Source organism: Bacillus cereus group sp. RP37, assembly GCF_040459695.1.
Classification (GTDB): Bacteria; Bacillota; Bacilli; order Bacillales; family Bacillaceae_G; genus Bacillus_A.
The window spans coordinates 4,785,481-4,805,934 of record NZ_JARVHP010000001.1; the positions used below are offsets into that span (position 1 = coordinate 4,785,481).

The window sequence follows — 20,454 nt, forward strand, 5'->3', positions numbered from 1 at the left end:
CCATTCTTTGCTACGGGCGGTGAAAAATTGGTATACTATAACCAAATTATGGAGGTGTTTTCGCGATGACTTATTATAAAGACGATAGCTATGCCTTACATACAGATTTATATCAAATTAATATGGCTTATACATATTGGAAAGATGGTATTCATAATCGCCGCTCGGTGTTTGATTTATACTTTCGAAAACTTCCATTTGAGAACGGTTACGCTGTGTTTGCTGGTCTTGAAAAAATTGTAGAGTACATAGAAAACTTCAGCTTTACCGAAAGCGATATCGCTTATTTAGCAGAGTTACAATTTGAAGAAGAATTCCTTCATTATTTACAAAATATGAAATTCACTGGGACGATTCGTAGTATGCAAGAAGGTGAAGTTGTATTTAATAACGAACCTTTATTACGTGTTGATGCACCGCTCGGCGAAGCACAAATTATTGAAACTGCCCTGTTAAACATTGTGAATTACCAAACATTAATCGCAACAAAAGCAGCTCGTATGAAGCACGCTGCAAATAATGATGAACTTTTAGAGTTTGGTACAAGACGTGCCCATGAGTTCGATGCAGCTCTTTGGGGCACACGCGCTGCCTTTATTGGTGGGTTTTCGTCTACGAGTAACGTTCGTGCTGGCAAGCGCTTTGGCATTCCTGTAGCTGGCACTCATGCTCACTCTTTCGTTCAAGCATATCGTGATGAATATGTCGCGTTTAAGAAATACGCTGAAACTCATAAAAAATGTGTCTTTCTCGTTGATACATATGACACATTAAAATCTGGTGTTCCAAATGCAATTCGTGTTGCAAAAGAATTTGGAGATCGTATCGATTTTTATGGCATTCGCCTCGATAGTGGTGATATGGCTTATTTATCTAAAAAGGCCAGAAAACTATTAGATGAAGCTGGGTTTACAAATACAAAAATTATTGCTTCTAGCGATTTAGATGAATACACAATTATGCACTTGAAATCTCAAGGCGCAAAAATTGATGTATGGGGCGTTGGAACAAAATTGATTACATCATTTGAGCAGCCAGCTTTAGGTGCTGTCTATAAACTAGTAGCGATTGAAGATACTGATGGGAAGTTAAATGATACGATTAAAATTTCATCTAACCCTGAGAAAATTACCACTCCAGGACTTAAACGAATTTATCGTATTATCAATCGCGTTAACGATCATGCAGAAGGCGATTATATTGCATTAGATTCTGAAGAACCAGGAAAAGAAGAACGATTAAAAATGTTCCATCCCGTTCACACTTATATAAGTAAATTCGTAACAAACTTTGAAGCTCGTGAACTGCATAAAGATATTTTTGTTAACGGTGAAAGAACATACGAGCTACCAAGCATATTAGATATCCAAAAATATAATGAACAAAGTCTCGCACTATTTTGGGAAGAATATATGAGAACTTTAAATCCCGAAGAGTACCCTGTCGATTTAAGTCAAGAATGTTGGGATCATAAAATGAATTACATTCAAACTGTTCGAGAACAAGTTGAAAAAAATATACAAAAATAAAGTGAAACTTTAATCAGTGGGGGTTTTCTTCATCCCCACTGATTATTAGTTGAACCAATCGGACTTTTATGGGCAGTTGATCCCCCACCTAACTTCTTTGCTTTCGCTGAATTTGGAGAGGGGGTCTTACTGCCCATTAAAGCGAGATAAAACAGAGAAGCTTCTCCTTCTCTGTTTTTTCAATACTATATGTATCTTTGTGAAAAATATATTAAAATAGTAAGGCAAATGTTTTTTATTTGTAAATTTTACTATTAAGTTATTTATTCACAAAATAATATTTGTTATTATTTTATTGAGTCAATTTCAACAAAATAACCTAAAAAAGAGGACGCAATTGCGTCCTCTTTTTTATAAATCTTTCACTCGTAGTACACGCATTGCATTTAACACTGCAAGTAGTGTCACACCAACATCTGAGAAGACAGCTTCCCACATTGTTGCAATACCAAAGGCACCAAGTAATAAAACTAATCCTTTTACCCCTAATGCAAAGATGATATTTTGCCATACAATGCGTCGTGTGCGTTTTGCAATGTTTAAGGCTGTTGCAATTTTTGAAGGCTCATCAGTCATAATAACGATATCAGCCGCTTCAATTGCTGCATCTGATCCTAAGCCACCCATCGCAATACCAACGTCTGCACGCGCTAATACTGGTGTATCGTTAATACCGTCACCAACGAAGGCAACTTTTTCTTTTCCGTTCTTCGCCGCATCAATTTTTTCAATCTCTTCTACTTTTTGTTGCGGTAATAGTTCTGCGTGAACTTCATCTAAACCTAACTGTTTACCAACAGCTTCACCAACTGATTTTGCATCACCAGTTAACATCACTGTCTTCTTAATACCTAGTTCTTTTAATTTTTGAATTGCTTGTTTTGAATCTTCTTTTACCTCATCAGAGATAACAATATAACCTGCATATTTCCCATCTACAGCAACGTGAACTAATGTACCTACTGTTTCTGGTTGCTTAAATGTAATGTTTTCTTTTCTCATTAATTTAGCATTACCTGCAAAAATTTCTTTTCCTTGTACTTTTACGACTGTACCGTGACCAGAAATTTCGTTATAGTCATCGATTACTTTTTCATCAATCGATTTTCCATATGCATTTCGAATAGATTGTGCAATTGGATGGTTAGAATACACTTCAGCAAATGCTGCATACTCTAACAGCTCTTCATTCGTAATACCTTCGCTTGATTCCATTTTTGTAACTTTGAAGACACCTTTTGTTAGTGTTCCTGTTTTATCAAAAACGATATATTTCACATCATTTAAAGCTTCTAAATAGTTACTTCCTTTTACTAATACACCACTTTTAGATGCACCACCGATACCACCAAAGAATCCGAGAGGAATGGATACAACTAGCGCACATGGACAAGAGATTACTAAGAATACTAAAGCTCTATAAATCCATTCTGAGAATGTAGCTCCTTCTAAAATAAGTGGTGGAACAAACGCCATAATCGCCGCTGTAATAACTACAACAGGAGTATAGTAACGCGCAAATTTCGTAATAAAGTTTTCTGTTGGCGCTTTTTTGCTACTTGCATTTTGAACTAAATCTAAAATTTTTGATACAGTAGATTCACCAAACTCTTTTGTAACTTCAATTGTTAATACACCATTTTGATTTACAAAACCACTTAATACATCATTTCCAACTTCAACTTCACGTGGTACAGATTCACCAGTCAATGCTGAAGTATCTACCATTGATGTTCCTTCAACTACTTTTCCATCTAACGGTACTTTCTCACCAGGCTTCACGATAATATAATCGCCGATTTGTACATCTTCTGGTGCTACTTGTTTCGTTTCATTTCCAACCTTTACATTCGCGTAATCAGGACGAATATCCATTAATGAAGTAATTGATTTTCGGGAGCGATTTACCGCAATACTTTGGAATAGTTCCCCTACTTGATAAAATAACATTACCGCAACAGCTTCTGAATATTGTTGAATTGCGAAAGCCCCTACAGTTGCAATTGCCATTAAGAAGTTCTCATCGAACACTTGGCCGCGAGTTATGTTTCTTACCGCTCTCCAAACGATATCTCCGCCTATTAATACATACGCAAGGACGAATAACGGAATTGTTATCATTTGTGGTAAGCCAGCTAATGCAGCGATTGCTGTCAAAATTCCGCCGACCACTAATCGTCCTATCATCTTTTTCACATTTGCTTCCCCATGGTCGTGACTATGTCCATGGTCATGGCCACCCTTTTCTTCACGAACAACTTTCACATCTGGCTCTAACTTTTGAACAACATTTGTTATATCTGCTACAGTCGCTTCTAATTCTCTTTTATTCGCAACTTCTACTCGTAATTTCTTTGATACGAAATCAACAGTTGCCGCTGAAACAGTCGGCATTCCCTTAACTTTATTTTCAATCTTCATTGCACAATTTGCGCAATCTAAACCTTCTAATATAAACACTTCTTTTACTACTTTTGTGTTTTTTTCTTCTTGCACTTTAATGTGCGGTTCTAATTTTGTAACGAGTTGTTTTGCTTCTGTAACAACTTCGCTTGCTTTATTTTGTTCTGTTTCTAAAACCATTGTTTTTGTCGCAAAATTTACAGAGCAAGAATTTACTCCTTCTATATTTCCAACACCTTTTTCAATTTTCATTGCGCAGTTCGCACAATCTAGACCTTCTAACATCAATTTCTTTTTCACTAATGCTTCAGCCATCGTTCTCCCTCCTCGCGTTCTTTTTATTCTTCCTCGTTTACGTGTTCAAACGCTTGCTCGAAGATATGAATTACGTGCTGGTCAGCTAACGAATAATAAACGACCTTTCCTTCTTTACGATTCTTTACAAGTTTCGCTTGCTTTAACACACGAAGCTGATGTGAAATAGATGATTGTGTCATTCCTAATAAATACGCTAAATCACAAACACACATTTCAGCTTCAAATAATGCATGTAATATTCTCGTACGTGTACGATCACCTAATACTTTAAATAATTCCGCTACTTTACTTAAACTTTCATCAGTTGGAATTGTTTGTTTTACTTGATCAACAACTTCTTCATGAATTATCGTTTGAGAACATGTCTCTTGTGGTGTTTCTACTTTATTTACAGCCATTATAGCTCACCTCTTCATTTGAACATATGAACAATCATTCATATATCTTATACTCTTATTATATGAGCGTCTATTCATATGTGTCAATGAAATCTCATACATTTTTTCGAACATTTTGTTCACATTTTAATAAGACGTACACATATTTTCCGCATCCATTACATTCTCATACGAAAAAAGGATATACATTTTGCACAAAAGAAAAAAGCCTTGCGCGTTCCCTAGACGCACAAGGCTTACTATACTTATATCCCTTTTAATTAGCTTGTTCTAAATTATCCTGCGAACTTCCATCGTCTTTTAAATGACTATGTTTTTTCGAATAAACAAAGTATACAACTACTCCGATTGCTAACCAAACACCGAAGTATATCCATGTTTTTAATGGTAGGTTTACCATTAAGAATAGACAACATGCAACTGAAATAATCGGCAAAATTGGTACAAGTGGTACCATAAATCCACGTTGTAATTTCGGATGCGTTTTACGAAGAATGATAACAGTTACACCAACCATGGCGAATGTTAATAAAGCTCCAATATTCGCTAAATTTGATAATTCTTTTAAATCGATAAATCCAGCAATTAAAGCACTACCAATTCCTGTTAACCAAACTGAAAATGTTGGCGCTTCAGTCTTCTTGTTAATTTTCGCGAAAGATTTTGGTAATAAACCGTCACGACTCATAGCGAAGAATACGCGTGTCGTAGCATAGATGTACGCGAAAATTACAGCCATAATACCAATTACAGCTCCAATAGCAATTACACCAGCCACTTTATCTTGTCCTACAACTTCAAGTACATAAGCCATAGCTTCAGGTACATCTAATTCCTTGTAAGAAACCATACCTGTCATAACAAGACAAACTACAACATAAATGATTGTACAAATAACTAACGAAGCAATAATACCAATCGGTAGATCACGTTGCGGATTTTTTACTTCTTCAGCAGAAGTTGCTAATGCATCAAATCCTAAGAAAGCGAAGAATACTGCTGCTCCTCCGGCAAAGACTCCACTTAAGCCATATGGTGCAAATGGTATCCAGTTTTCTGGTTTCACGTAGAATACACCAACAGCAATGAATAAAACAACAATACCAATTTTAATTAATACCATTATGTTATTCACACGCTTACTTTCTTTCGTACCTCGTGATAATAACCAAGTTATTACTAACGTAACGATAACTGCCGGTAAGTTTACCATACCACCTTGCGCTGGAATCGTTAACAACGCTTTTGGAATTTCAAGTCCCAATCCACTCACTAAGTTATGGAAATAACCAGTCCATCCACCAGCTACTGCGGCAGTTGTTACAACATATACGGATAGTAATGTCCATCCCATTAAATGAGCTACAAACTCACCAATTGTTGCATATGAGTATGTGTACACACTACCTGAAACAGGAAGTGTAGAAGCGACCTCTGCGTAACATAATGCTGCAAATCCACAAACAATCGCTGCTATCATGAATGAAAAAATAACTGCTGGACCAGCATCTCTTGCTGCTACTAATCCTGTTAATACTAGAACTCCTGTACCGATTATCGCACCAATCCCTAGCATTGTTAGGTCGAATGCCCCTAGCGTTTTCGTTAAAGTTTTACTTTTACTTTCCCCTAACAATTGCGTAACGGATTTCTTTTTAAATAGGTTGGCCACGATGTATGCCCCCTTTTGCCAAGAAGAGCTAAGAGATCTTCACTCTTAGCTCTTATCATGTTGGTTTATATATTGTTCGATTTTGTTTTGTATAATGCTTCTATTAGCAAGATACTGTTTCTGCTTCTAATAATTCTTTAGCACCTTTGTACTCTACACCGTGAGCTTCTGCAACTGCTTCGAATGTTACATAGCCATCTAATGTGTTAATACCTTTTAGTAATGCAGAGTTGCCTAGGCAAGCTTCTTTGTAGCCTTTGTTAGCAATTTGTACTGCATATGGTACTGTTACGTTTGTTAATGCAAGAGTTGATGTACGTGGAACCGCACCTGGCATGTTTGCAACTGCATAATGAACAACGCCGTGTTTTTCGTAAGTTGGGTTATCATGAGTTGTAATACGGTCAGTTGTTTCGAAAATACCACCTTGGTCAATCGCGATATCTACAACAACAGAACCTGGTTCCATTGATTGAATCATTTCTTCTGTTACAAGTTTTGGCGCTTTTGCACCTGGGATTAATACTGCACCGATTACAAGATCAGACTCTTTTACAGCTTCTGCAATATTGTAAGGATTAGACATTAAAGTTTTTACTTGGTTTCCGAAAATGTCATCTAATTGACGAAGACGTTCTGCACTTAAGTCGATGATTGTTACATCCGCACCTAGTCCAACTGCAATTTTAGCAGCATTTGTACCAGCTTGTCCACCACCGATGATTGTTACTTTACCACGTTTAACCCCTGGAACACCTGCAAGTAAGATACCTTTACCGCCTTTGTTTTTCTCAAGGAATTGTGCACCAATTTGTGCAGCCATACGACCAGCTACTTCACTCATAGGTGCAAGTAATGGTAGAGAACGGTTTTCTAATTGTACTGTTTCGTATGCAATCGCAACAACTTTCTTCTCAATTAACGCTTTTGTTAATTCTGGTTCTGGAGCTAAGTGTAAGTATGTGAATAAGATTAAACCTTCGCTGAAGTGTTTGTATTCGCTTTCAACCGGTTCCTTAACTTTCATAACCATTTCCATGTTCCAAGCTTCTTCAGCTGTGTCAACAATTTTTGCTCCCGCTTCAACATACTGCGCATCTGTGAAACCAGATCCTAAACCTGCACCCTTTTGAATGAATACTTCGTGATTGTTACGAATTAAATGTACAACACCTGCTGGTGTCATTGCCACACGGTTTTCGTTGTTTTTAATTTCTGCTGGTACCCCAATACGCATAATGAAATGCCCCCTTATAATTAACAGAAAAAAGAAAGTCTTTTTTCTTTTTGTAATAATTAATAACTTATGTCCTTATTCTAGCATAACTTAAAAGTTATGAAAACGCTAACATACTATTTTTTTAAAGTTTATATATTTAGAATAGTGTAAATATATAAAACATTGATTCTATTAGCATCTTCGTTCCATTTCATTATCTATCACTCTATTTTTATTATACTCCTTCAAAATAAGTAGTAATCATTTATTATTTGACAATAATGTAACGATGTAAGAAACCCTAATGATGCCGTATACATATACAGTGATTACTTCGCACAATACTTTAGAGATATATTCTTTTTATAAAAAAACAGCTGCTGACATTTAGCCAGCAGCTGGGTAACTTATAAATAATTTGGAAAATAAATCATCTGTTGTTTCAGTAATTTTATCAAACAGATCGCTTTCTTCCTCTTCTTGCTCTTTTAACATCTTAATTGTTTCGCGTGCATCTTCCGGATAATCGGTAATGATACCATCTACGTTTAACTTATAATATCCCTTTAAACTTTCCATATCATTTACCGTCCATACGTAAATTGGTTTGTTTAACTTCCTTGCTTCTTTTACTAATTTCTTATTTAGCATGTATTCTTCCGCTACATAAAAATCAGCCTTCACATTCTTTAAGTGAGCTCTACTTGCATACAATATATATCCTACTTTTATATTTGGATTTGCACGCTTAAACTCTTTTATAAGCGGGTAGTGTAACGTTTGAATGACACATTGCTTCTCAAATTCATTATCTTTAATCGTTTTTAATACTTTGTTTACAAAATCTTTTTCGCCCCCATGAAGTTTGACTTCAATATTGAGTTTAATTTTGTCCTTTGAGAGCTTAATGATTTCATCAAGCGTACTTATTTGTCCTGAAAGTCCATCTTGACTAAGAGTAAGCTGCCTTAACTCATCCATCGTTAAATCTGACACATGCACATTAGCATTTGCAAGGCGTTTTAACTTCAAATCATGTATAACCGCTAATTCACCGTCTTTTGTTTGTAATACATCTATTTCAGCGTAATCTGCTTTTGCATCAATAGCACCTTGCACAGCTTCTTTCGTATTTTCTACCCCTTTTGAAATATACCCACGGTGTGCCATAATAATTGGTTCTTTATATGAATTTGAAATAAACGTTACAATGAAGGCGACGACCATTCCTGCAGTAATAATCCCTACAATGTATACGCCAATAAATTTCCAACGGTGTTTTTGGAAGAAACATTTATCTGCTTTCGTTTTTGAATAGTCTAATCCTTCTTCTAATAAAACATCTTCAATCGGAACCTTTTGTAAATACAATCGTGTGATCGCCATAATATAAAACGGTGTCACGATAAAACTAAATAAATACAATGTACTCGTTAAAAATACAGACATTGTTGATTCAGCTAATAATGCAAATGTTCCTTTCGGATTTGTAAATTCATAAACACCCCATAAACACAATAAATAAATACCTAAAAATACAACATACACAATTCCTATTGAAATAAAAAATCCTACTAAAAAGAACAGTACTTTAAAAAAGCTTTCTTTCACTAACTTTGCACTTTTACGCGCTGCTGTGCGAAACGGCTTTTGCTCTAAAACGACAATAGGTAAAACAAAGATCCAGCGAAGATTCAAATACGCAATTACAGCAAAGAACGTATAATAACCAACTTGTCCCATCGTTGTCTTAAACAGTTCTCCTGTAATAAAATTAGGAATTTGAATTTGCGGTATTAATGCTGTTTCATATCCCATATTTAAAAGAGGTAACAATACGACAGCATATAAAATAAATCCTGGTAAGCAATATGTGAACAGAGTAGGTAAATACGTTACGGTTTTATATAAAATCGGACGTAATTTCACCTTTTGTCTTTTATGAGCGAAATATGAAATAATAATAAGCACCGCAAATTCCGTAAAGATAAGAAACAGTGCTAACAAGGACAAAATTACAATTGCTAAAATGCCGTATGGCGTTTTTAAAAACGCTAATAATTCATCATTCGTCGCATTTGCATAACCACCAAAATACAATAACTTATTAAAAATGATCCCAAATAGCGGGACAAATACAATCGCTGCTAATAATTTATAAGCAAGTTGAAAGGTTAATACATTCCAAAAAGCAAATTTAACTGTTTGAAAGGAATGTCTCATTACTCCTGGTATAGATAGTCTTTTACGGTGTTGCATATATTCCTCCACATTCTAAAACGGTATTTGAGATGGATTCCACATTTCCAGTTCTAATCCATCTTTTTAATAATAATAATAATATATTCCGCTTAACATGAACACTCTTATACATACAATGAAAAAAGTGATGGCTACTTCCCATCACTTCTTTCATCTGCTCTATTTTTTCTCTAGTCCTTGCCCAAATGCTTTCAAGAAACTAAAACCAAACGTAATAGCTCTGTTAATGTCTGGATCTTTTAATACTTTAAAGAAATCCATTACCTTCGTTTTTTTACCACTATTTAATTCATCTGTTGCAAATTGTAATCCAGTAACTAAACTTGATGTAATTTGCTTTGTTACTTCTGGATTAACTGAGGATAATGCTTCCCCCGCACCCATCATATTGTTGAGTGCATTTTTAACTGGTTCACGATTTAATTGCTCCACAGCGATTTTTGAAACATCTTCCTTCGCAGCAAGTAAACTAATCGCCGCATCTAAAATACCAGCCTTCTGCAACTGTGCTAGAAGCTGCATCGTTTCTTCTACTGCTTCACGATTATTAGATAGCTCATTTAGAAGTTCATCTGCTACTTGCTGTTTCTGTTCTTCCTCTGTTACAACTTTCTTTTTAATTAACGTAATTTCTTTCGCCACTATCTCCGCCCCCTAGTCCACAAGTGATACGTATTGTTTTCTTTGCCACTTTTGCTCGATTTCAACACCATTTTGCGGATTACGCTTTTTATCTCGCGGGTTTGAAGATGGTAACGGACGATTTCCTTTTTCACGTAATACACGCATTTTCACCATCGTTTGTTTATATGCTGGTGTACACGTATAAAGGTCTGTTGCCGTCCCAGTTAAAATGTTGATTGCCTCTTCATTTACTGTTGCATGCATTGGTAAATATAACTCTTTCCCCGTTACACGATCAGTAATAAGCGCTTGTACTTTAATTTTTCCAAATGGTGATGCTAATTCCACAAGACCACCATCTTTCACATTGCGCTCTATAGCAAGTTCTGGTGAAATTTCAACGAATACTTCAGATACTTTAGATAAAATACCAGCCGACTTATTCGTCATATTCCCTTCATGGAAATGTTCTAACATGCGTCCATTATTTAAAAGTAAATCATACTCATCTGGTGCTACAACTGGCGGTACCCATTCATCTAATGATAAACGAGCAAGTTTATCTGGGAAGTTAAATCCGTCTACATATAATAGCGGTGTATCGCTACCATCATGACTACCCCAACATAAACTATTCCATCCTTCTAGACGGTCGTACGTTGCTTGAGAGTATAACGGTGCAAGTGATGCGATTTCGTCCATGATCTCACTTGGACTTTCATAATTCCAATCCCCGCCCAGCGCACGAGCAACTTTTTGTAAAATCCACCAGTCTGGCTTGGAATCACCAAGCGGTTTCAACACTTCATATAATCTTTGAATACGGCGTTCTGTATTCGTAAACGTTCCTTCTTTTTCTAAGCTTGGTGCCGCTGGTAAAATAACATCAGCAAAACGAGCTGTTTTTGATAAGAACATATCTTGAACAACGAGGAAGTCTAAATTCGCTAAAATATGTTGCACATGGTTCGCATTTGAATCGACTAAAGCCATTTCTTCACCCATGACATACATACCACGTAGTTTTCCTTCTTCTGCCGCAAGTAACATTGCGATATTATTTAATCCTGGTGCTTTCGGAATAGTTGTACCATATGCTTTTTCAAACTTAGCACGAAGCGTATCATCTGATACTGCTTGATAACCTGGAAGCCAGTTTGGTAATGTTGCCATATCACAAGCACCTTGTACGTTATTATGTCCTCGTAATGGGTATGCACCTGCACCAGGACGACGATAGTTACCCGTAACAAGTAGTAAATTTGAAATTGCTGCTGATGTCGTACTCCCTCCTGTATTTTGAGTTACACCCATTCCCCAAAGTATACAAGTACCATCTGCTTCATATACCATACGAGCCATTTCTTTCAGATTTTCTTTCGAAATCCCTGTAATTTTCTCTGTATAGTCCAGCGTATATTTTTCTACCATTTTGCTATATTCATCAAAATTCTTTACGTTTTCAGCTATGAACTTTTTATCATGCCAATCTTGATCAATAATATATTTTGTAATACCAGCAAGCCATACGTAATCCGTTCCTTGGCTCGGATGAATAAATAAATCCGCACGCTCTGCCATTTCATGTTTACGAAGGTCTGCTACAATCAGTTTTTGCTCGTGTAATTTATGAGCACGTTTTACTCTCGTAGCAAGTACAGGATGTCCTTCTGTTGGATTCGCACCAACGATAATAACAAGACCTGCTTCAGCTATATCTTTCACTGTTCCAGCATCCCCACCCATACCGACAGTTTTAAATAAACCGTCTGTCGCTGGAGATTGACAGTAACGAGAACAATTGTCCACATTATTCGTGCCATATATTTGTCGAGCTAGTTTTTGCATAAGATAGTTTTCTTCATTCGTTACTTTCGAAGAAGAAATAAATCCAAATGCATCGCTGCCGTATTCAGATTTAATATGCTGCATATTAGATGCAACAACTTCAAGAGCCTCTTCCCAAGTGGCTTCAACAAACATATCTCCTTGACGAATTAATGGCTTTGTAATACGATCTTCACTATTTACAAAGTCCCATCCAAATTTACCTTTTACACATGTGGAAATGCCATTAACTGGTGCATCTGAAACAGGTTGCACTTTTAATATATGGCGATCTTTCGTCCATACTTCGAATGAACAACCGACACCACAAAATGTACAAACAGTTTTTGTTTTATTAACTTTCGTCTTACGCATTGCAGCCTCTACTTCTGAAACCGCTAAAATACTACTATATCCAGGCTCTACATCCTTTACAAAATCAATCATTGGATCTAACACATCTGGTTTTAATCCTGTCATGAATCCAGCTTCACCTAGCATTGTTTTTTCCATTAACGCATTACACGGACATACTGTTACACACTGCCCACAACTCACACAAGATGAGTCATTTATACTTACACCATTGTCCCATATAACACGCGGACGATCTAAGCTCCAGTCTATCGATATAGTTTCATTAACCTGTAAGTTTTGACATACTTCTACACACTGTCCACAAGCAATACATTGATTTGGATCATATCGATAAAACGGATGTGACATATCCACTTCACAAGCACTTACTTTCGGCTCATACGGATATTTCTGCTCTTCAATTCCCATCATATGTACTGTATTATGGACTTTACAGTTACCGTTATTGTTATCACATACGGTACAATACAATAAGTGGTTTTCTAATATTCGGTCCATCGCCTCAGTCTGCGCCTCTTTTGCACGCTGTGACTGTCTTTCGATATGCATACCGTTCTCGAGCTTCGTTGAACAAGCACGCATTAACTTCCCATCTACTTCTACAATACACGTATCACAAGTTTGAATTGGATCTACTTCTGGTACATGACAAATTTGAGGATGTTCCAAATTACTCTCATTAAATAATTGTAGTATTGTCTTTTCACCTGATGCTGAAAATTCTTCACCATCTACGGTTACACGGACTGTCTGTTCTGCCATAGTTTCCCCTCTCCTTACAACCAACTGTACAATACAATTATGAATCCGTTTTCAAAATCGCATTACTGTACATATTTTTGAAACGCTCTGCCCAAATACTTTTCTTATGAAGTCGATTCTAGATGTTATAAGGTATAACTACGAAAGCTTGAAAATATCACTATTCTACAGTTCTATTATATCGTACATATACAATAATAACCAAAATAATCTGAGATCTTCTTGCTAATAGGTGTTTTTTATTTTCCCATTGTTTTATGATAAATATGGGAGAGAAATACATATAAAAGGGGAATTTAATATGGGGCCAACGCAAGAAACTTCTACAATTGTACGCTATCAATCTGGTACATTTTCAAAACAACTTGATGAGATTGTTACAGAAACTCCTATTACTATTAAATTAAATGGTGAAGAATATGTAACAGTCGTATGCACACCAAATTATATTGAGGATATGGTAATTGGTTTTTTAATTTCTGAAGGAATTATTTCTTCCTATAAAGATGTCGAAGAACTATGGGTTCAAAAAGATAACGGAATTGTCCATGTAACATCATCAAAAGTAAATCCACTCTATCAAACTTTATATAATAAACGATACATCACTTCTTGCTGTGGAAAAGGTAGACAAGGTTTTATTTTCGTAAACGACGCAGCAAAAGCAAAAGATTTACATGATATACATGTAAAAATTACTCCTGAAGAATGCTTTTACTTAATGAATACTTTACAACAATCTTCCACTACCTTTCGCCAAACCGGCGGTGTTCACAATACCGCCCTATGTGATCGAAACAATATCCTCCTATCAAGAATGGATATTGGAAGACATAATGCATTAGATAAAATATACGGTCATTGTTTGCGCAACGATATATCTGTTAAAGGAAAAATCATCGCATTTAGCGGGCGTATTTCATCCGAAATTTTACTCAAAGTCTCAAAAATCGGATGTGAAATTGTTCTATCTAAATCCGCTCCAACAAAACTAGCATTGCAACTCGCTCACGATTTAGGCATTACAGTCGTAGGGTTTATTAGAAATGAATCCTGCAATATTTACACACATCCACATCGAATTGATGGTTATCAATCGGATAACTAAAATAACTCCTCGATCGAGGAGTTATTTTAGTTATAAAAATGTAATATATTAAACGCTTGAATAGTTAATAAAGTTAATATATAATTTCATTACATATTAAAAAACCAAACATTGTAGCATATATCTTTTCATTCTTTTACAAATTAAAAGAGACTGCTAACAAAACGCATACACAATCTTATAAAAGTAATGGATTTATTTGAAATCCACCAGGGAGGTTACAACGATGGAAATTCGCTTATTAACAACAGAGGACGCAGAAATATATTTAAAAGTTTGTATGGAAGGTTTAACGAAGAACCCGGAAGCTTTTAGCTCTTCTTATGAAGATGTTCTTAAACATGAAGATCCTGTAGCTGCTATGGCAAAACGATTAAGCAATCCGGATAAGTATACTCTAGGTGCCTTCAAAGATAACGAGTTAATTGGTATCGCTACTTTAGAAACAAAACCTTTTATTAAACAAGAACATAAAGCAAAAATCGGTTCCGTTTTTGTTTCCCCAAAAGCGCGTGGCCTTGGAGCAGGACGAGCTCTAATTAAATCAATTATTGAAAATGCCGATACATTACATGTAGAACAACTTATGCTTGATGTTGTAGTTGGTAACGCTGGTGCCAAAAAATTATATGAATCATTAGGTTTCCAAACTTACGGCGTACAAGAACGTTCATTAAAACATAACGGTCAATACTGGGACGAGGAACATATGGTTCTGTTCTTAAATGATTAATACTTCAATATAAAGTGAAACTTTACTCAGTGGGGGATTTTCCCAAAAGCATCTTTTTATTAAAAAAGGTGCTTTTTTCATTACAACAATGTAATCTTCATGTCACCTTTATCGATCGTACCAAACCTTTCCATTCATTATACTAAAAATATAAAGTAAAACTTTACTCAGTGAGGAAATCCATCCTTAACTGATCATGAAATGAACGTATAGCATTCAATTGATATGTAGAGGAGAATGTGACATGAAACAAAACAAACGAGCTATGCTTTTAATATTTACTACAGCAATTGTAACTTCTGGGTTAGCAATTTTACCTTGGTTTATTATATAGAACGATTCCCCTAATAATGAAAAAAGCTTATTGCTCCTTAAGAAGCAATAAGCTTTTTTTATATTATAAAATCCCCAAAATTTTATTTACACAACTTATAATAATAACCATAGATACGGCAATGCACATGACAACCGTATTACGATCTTGCTTTTCTTTTTTTGAAATTTCTTCTTTTGGATTCATGTGTATGGTCTCCTTTTAAAAAAAGTGTGAGATAGGAAATTTTTCTTATCCGATGCGAGGTGAATACGAAAACCCTCTCTATCTCACATACACAATAGAATGGAATTGTCATTTTATAAATAAAATGACATGACGTTATGTCGCAACATAGGGTATTTTGTGTCGCTACGTTTTCTATTATAAAAAATAGTTGTGCAAAACTAGTGCATTTTTTATGTCAATTACTCTGAGCGAAAAAATAACTCTTCCACTCAATCACATAAAAAGAGTTTTTTATTCTTTTCATGTAAACTATACAAGTAGAATGAACAGTTTGGGGTGCACAAGATTATGGTAAAAATTTTATTAGTAGACGATGAAGAACGCATGTTACGATTATTAGATCTGTTCTTAAGTCCTCGTGGCTATTTTTGTATGAAAGCTACCTCTGGCCTTGAAGCACTAAAGTTAATAGAACAAAAAGACTTCGATATTATTTTGTTAGATGTTATGATGCCGAATATGGATGGATGGGATGCTTGCTATCAAATTCGTCAAATTTCCAACGTTCCAATTATTATGCTAACAGCCCGCAATCAAAGTTACGATATGGTGAAAGGTCTCACTATGGGCGCAGATGACTATATTACAAAACCATTTGATGAGCATGTATTAGTCGCAAGAATCGAAGCTATATTACGTCGTACAAAGAAAGATGGATTTGTCAGCTTCAATGGTATTGAGTGGGATAAAACAAAACATACTGTCACAGTTCATGATGAAAAAATCTCCCTGACACCTATCGAGTTTTCGTTACTTGGACTATTTTTACAAAATACAAACCGTGCTTATAGCCGAGATGATTTAATCGAAAAAATTTGGGGTTATGAAACAGACATTGAATATAGAACAATCGATTCACATATTCGTAATATCCGCGATAAATTACGCAAAAAAGGATTTCCTGTTGAAGATTACTTAGAAACTGTCTATAAAGTCGGATATAAATGGAAAAGTGAATAATTACTTCGGTCAGTGGACAATAGTATACCACTGACCCTTTATATGAAATAAGGTATGGTGAGAAAATGAGTAAACTTTCACTTAAAGTTGGGACATACTTTTTAATATTAGCTTTATGTATTGAAACAATTGCTTTTGTATCTTTTTACAAAAGCATTTCAACAATGCGCATTGAGGAAGAAACACTTGCTCTTTTAGAGAAAGGAAATCGCTATAGTAAAATTATTAAAAAACGCGCGAAGTGGGATGTATATTCTAAAGAAAAGAAACTCATGGAAAGCGCTGAACACAGTAAACGGCCTAAACGTGCTATGTACCCCGAGTTTGATATCAACACTGCGGCTGAACACTTAGTTGAATCAGAATTAATTGCTAACTCTGATATAGCTATCATTATAACGGACAATAACGGCAAAATTATTTCTACCTCAGAACCTGTAACAAAAGAAATGCAAAAACAACTTACTTGTAAAACAGAGACTATCCCAGAAGGTGGATTAATCAATGAAAAAAACTGGAAAAAATCAAAATTCATCTCAACAGTAAGCCCGCTGGAACTTCAAGGATTTCAAGGTAAGTTGTATATGTTATTAAAGACATCTTTCTTAGAAAATATGTTACTTAAACTCATGAATCAATTTCTTATCATTAGTGTTTTGACAATTATTTTAACGACTATTTCTGTCTTTGTTTTTTCTCGTGTTATTACAGAACCGCTTATAAAAATGAAGAGGGCAACAGAAAAAATGTCAAAATTAAATACACCAATTCAATTAGGTATTAAACGGAATGATGAACTTGGAAGTTTAGCAAAAACGATTGAAGATTTATCTAGTGAACTGACTTATATGAAAAAAGAACGCAATGAATTTCTCGCTAGTGTTGCCCATGAGCTATTAACTCCATTGACCTATATGAAAGGTTATGCGAAGGTAGCAAAGAGAGACTCTTTAACGAAAGAAGAGCGTGAAGAATACTTACAAATCATTGAGGATGAAACAGATAGTGTAACTGATCTCGTCCAAGATTTATTTATGCTAGTGCAATTAGAACAACATCAGTTTGTTATAAAAAAACAAAAAGTTATTCTTCAACCATTTTTAGAACGAATGGTTGAAAAAACAAAAACAACATTAACTAACAAACAAATGCAACTCCATGTATATTGCAAAGATGATTTAGAAGTTTGCATAGACGAAAGACGTATGGAACAAGTTATGTTAAATTTATTACACAATGCTTATCAACATTCGCCAGAAAACACATCTATTACGATACGTGTACTCGCGAAAACAGATTCTTTTACAATAAGTGTAGATGATGAAGGAGAAGGTATTCCCGAAGAAGATATCCCCCATATTTTTGATCGTTTTTATCGTGTTGATAAATCCAGAACAAGAGCTACTGGCGGAAAAGGTATCGGGTTAGCTGTTGCAAAAGAAATTGTAGAATTGCATAACGGTTCCATTCTAGTAACAAGCCAATTAGGAGCAGGAACAAACTTTATAATTGAGCTACCTTTTGAATAAGATGCGTGTGAAAACACCAGTAGTAGTAAACACTACTGGTGTTATTTTGTCATAAAATCAGCTCATATAAGCTAAGCTTTTGAAATTATTCTTATTTCAATATAAAATAAAGGTACATTTGTCAAAGATTTGGAGGGTGATACAATTGGATATCCATGTATTAACAAAAGACGAAGCTGAAATTTACTTAGAACTTCGTGTAGAAGGATTAAAGCAAAATCCTGAAGCTTTCAGCTCTTCTTATGAAGATATTATTAATAAAGAGTGTGCGATTGAATATAAAGCACAAAAATTAGCACAAGATGAAAACTATACGCTAGGTGCATTTAAAGATGGACAATTAATCGGGGTTGCAACACTGGAAACGAAACCATATGTAAAACAAGAACATAAAGCTAAAATCGGTTCTGTATATGTGTCTCCAAAAGCACGCGGACTTGGAGCAGGAAAAGCACTTATTAAAGAATGTCTTGAACTTGCTAAATCTTTAGAAGTAGAACAAGTTATGCTTGATGTTGTTGTTGGCAACGATGGAGCAAAAAAACTTTATGAATCATTAGGATTTAAAACATTCGGTGTACAAGAACGTTCATTAAAATATAACGGACAATATTGGGACGAAGAGCATATGGTCTTATTCTTAGATGAAAATAAATAACAAAAAACATCCTCTCTTATATGAGGATGTTTTTTACTTTCTTCTAAACCACGCTGTATTTAATAGTTGAATCGCTTTCGCAATTTCTTCTTCTGATAAAATCGCAAACCCAAGTAAAACTACATTTTCAGGTGCAGTACCATCTTTATAGTACGTAGAAACAGGATATATTTTAATACTATATTTTGCAGCTTCTTTAATTAGTTCTTCTTCTCGCATTCCATTATGCACTTTTAATAAAATGTGTAATCCCGAATCTTCCCCTATCACTTCAACACGATTAGAGAAATACTTCTCTATTTCAAAAACAAGTCGATCCCTCTTTTTCCGGTAGACGACACGCATTTTATGAATATGTTTTTCCCAATAGCCTTCATTTAAAAACCTTCTTATCACTTCTTGGTCCATCCTTGAAACACTTTGTGTATAAAATAAATATTGCTGTTGATACTTTTTAATTAATTTCTTCGGCAACACCATATAACTCATCCGTAGCGATGGCAATAATGCTTTAGATAGCGTCCCCATATAAATAACTTTCCCCTCTGTATCTAACCCTTGCAGCGCCGGTATAGGCTTTCCAGAATAGCGAAATTCACTATCATAATCATCTTCAATAATATACCTACTCTCTTCTTTCTTTGCCCATTGTAAAAGCTGCATCCTTCTCGTAATGGGCATAATCATTCCATACGGAAACTGATGGGAAGGTGTAACAAATACAACATTCGCATTGCTATTTTCTAAATCTGCAATACAAATTCCATCTCTATCTAAAGATAACATTTGGACTCTTGCTTCTCCCTGTTCAAAAACAACCATCTTCCTATGATACCCTGGGTTTTCAACTGCATAATTGCTTCCCTTTAACAATTGAAACAATAGTTTCACTAATATTTGTGTTCCCGCTCCTAATACAATTTGACTAGCTGAACAACGCACACCTCTAGATTCATACAAATAATTCGTAATCTCTTCTCTTAAGCTCGCTTCCCCTTGAGGGTGTCCTAGAAAGAGAAGTTCGTTATTATGCGGCTGCCATACTTCATTTACAATTTTCCGATACATATTGAATGGAAAAGCATTTGTATCAATTCCTGTTTGTGTAAAGTCAAATTTATAACTCTTCTCCTGAAACGGTACTTCTTCTATTCTCTCTCCGCTATCCTCTACATGAACCATTTGCTCAATCTTGCATACAAAATAACCTTTTCTCGATATCGACTCAATATAACCTTCTGCAAGTAATTGTTCGTACGCTGCCTCTACTGTATTTTTACTTACTTGTAAATGTATCGCTAACTTTCGCTTAGCCGGTAATTTCGTAAAAGGGACAATCGTTCCATCTTTAATCTCTTTTTTTATATACTCATACAATTGCACATACAATGCTATTTTACTTTTCGTATTTAAATTAGGCGTTAATTCTAACATAATATCTGACCCCTTAATAAAACTAAAATCTGATACTTTTTACAGTGCCAGAAGTTATATATAATTCCTTTTATCATG

The 20,454-nt window shown here is 35.2% G+C and carries 15 protein-coding genes; 6 read left to right on the forward strand and 9 right to left on the reverse strand.

What is annotated here, in order from left to right; all coding sequences use genetic code 11:
- Window positions 1-65 precede the first annotated feature (65 nt).
- The gene (locus QCI44_RS25270; protein ID WP_016089360.1) at window positions 66-1,529 is read left to right on the forward strand and encodes a nicotinate phosphoribosyltransferase; all 1,464 of its coding nucleotides are present in this window, start codon (window positions 66-68) and stop codon (window positions 1,527-1,529) included.
- 351 nt (window positions 1,530-1,880) lie between these two features.
- On the opposite strand, the gene QCI44_RS25275 is transcribed toward QCI44_RS25270, so the two are convergent.
- From QCI44_RS25275 to fdhF, 7 genes are all read right to left on the reverse strand, one after another.
- On the reverse strand, window positions 1,881-4,247 hold the full coding sequence (locus QCI44_RS25275) for a heavy metal translocating P-type ATPase (RefSeq protein ID WP_353811493.1): 2,367 nt from the start codon (window positions 4,245-4,247) through the stop codon (window positions 1,881-1,883).
- 23 nt (window positions 4,248-4,270) lie between these two features.
- Entirely contained in the window at window positions 4,271-4,648 is a 378-nt protein-coding gene (locus QCI44_RS25280) for an ArsR/SmtB family transcription factor (RefSeq protein WP_000290207.1), read from the reverse strand.
- 256 nt (window positions 4,649-4,904) lie between these two features.
- Window positions 4,905-6,320: an amino acid permease gene (locus QCI44_RS25285; protein ID WP_001284886.1), complete on the reverse strand. Its 1,416-nt coding sequence runs from the start codon at window positions 6,318-6,320 to the stop codon at window positions 4,905-4,907.
- A gap of 103 nt (window positions 6,321-6,423) precedes the next feature.
- Window positions 6,424-7,557, reverse strand: coding sequence for an alanine dehydrogenase (ald, locus tag QCI44_RS25290; protein WP_001219749.1), 1,134 nt, complete (start codon window positions 7,555-7,557; stop codon window positions 6,424-6,426).
- Window positions 7,558-7,926: 369 nt separating this feature from the next.
- Window positions 7,927-9,798 carry a glycerophosphodiester phosphodiesterase gene (locus QCI44_RS25295; RefSeq protein WP_016089362.1) on the reverse strand — a complete coding sequence of 624 codons (1,872 nt, stop codon included), beginning with the start codon at window positions 9,796-9,798 and terminating at the stop codon, window positions 7,927-7,929.
- 162 nt (window positions 9,799-9,960) lie between these two features.
- Window positions 9,961-10,443 (reverse strand): helical membrane plugin domain-containing protein, encoded by a 483-nt coding sequence (locus tag QCI44_RS25300; protein WP_353811494.1) that lies wholly within the window; start codon window positions 10,441-10,443, stop codon window positions 9,961-9,963.
- A 12-nt stretch (window positions 10,444-10,455) separates the two neighbouring features.
- On the reverse strand, window positions 10,456-13,392 hold the full coding sequence (fdhF, locus tag QCI44_RS25305) for a formate dehydrogenase subunit alpha (protein WP_088083209.1): 2,937 nt from the start codon (window positions 13,390-13,392) through the stop codon (window positions 10,456-10,458).
- A gap of 301 nt (window positions 13,393-13,693) precedes the next feature.
- On the opposite strand from fdhF, the gene fdhD reads away from it, so the two are divergent.
- Together fdhD and QCI44_RS25315 are read left to right on the forward strand one after the other, a co-directional pair.
- Entirely contained in the window at window positions 13,694-14,500 is an 807-nt protein-coding gene (fdhD, locus tag QCI44_RS25310) for a formate dehydrogenase accessory sulfurtransferase FdhD (RefSeq protein ID WP_016133580.1), read from the forward strand.
- 226 nt (window positions 14,501-14,726) lie between these two features.
- A complete protein-coding gene (locus tag QCI44_RS25315) occupies window positions 14,727-15,233 on the forward strand; it encodes a GNAT family N-acetyltransferase (RefSeq protein ID WP_016089365.1) in 507 nt (168 codons plus the stop codon).
- 397 nt (window positions 15,234-15,630) lie between these two features.
- Here QCI44_RS25315 and QCI44_RS25320 read toward each other — a convergent pair whose 3' ends face one another.
- Window positions 15,631-15,753, reverse strand: coding sequence for a hypothetical protein (locus QCI44_RS25320; RefSeq protein ID WP_001068388.1), 123 nt, complete (start codon window positions 15,751-15,753; stop codon window positions 15,631-15,633).
- Window positions 15,754-16,083: 330 nt separating this feature from the next.
- Here QCI44_RS25320 and QCI44_RS25325 point away from each other — a divergent pair, with 330 nt between their 5' ends.
- The 3 genes from QCI44_RS25325 (at window position 16,084) to QCI44_RS25335 (ending at window position 18,942) form a co-directional block, all read left to right on the forward strand.
- Entirely contained in the window at window positions 16,084-16,755 is a 672-nt protein-coding gene (locus QCI44_RS25325; protein WP_016133579.1) for a response regulator transcription factor, read from the forward strand.
- A 65-nt stretch (window positions 16,756-16,820) separates the two neighbouring features.
- The gene (locus tag QCI44_RS25330; RefSeq protein WP_016089367.1) at window positions 16,821-18,284 is read left to right on the forward strand and encodes a sensor histidine kinase; all 1,464 of its coding nucleotides are present in this window, start codon (window positions 16,821-16,823) and stop codon (window positions 18,282-18,284) included.
- Window positions 18,285-18,429: 145 nt separating this feature from the next.
- Complete coding sequence (locus tag QCI44_RS25335) at window positions 18,430-18,942, forward strand: GNAT family N-acetyltransferase (protein WP_000351216.1); 513 nt, start codon at window positions 18,430-18,432, stop codon at window positions 18,940-18,942.
- Window positions 18,943-18,975: 33 nt separating this feature from the next.
- Here QCI44_RS25335 and pdxR read toward each other — a convergent pair whose 3' ends face one another.
- Complete coding sequence (pdxR, locus tag QCI44_RS25340; RefSeq protein ID WP_016089368.1) at window positions 18,976-20,376, reverse strand: MocR-like pyridoxine biosynthesis transcription factor PdxR; 1,401 nt, start codon at window positions 20,374-20,376, stop codon at window positions 18,976-18,978.
- Window positions 20,377-20,454: the final 78 nt, after the last annotated feature.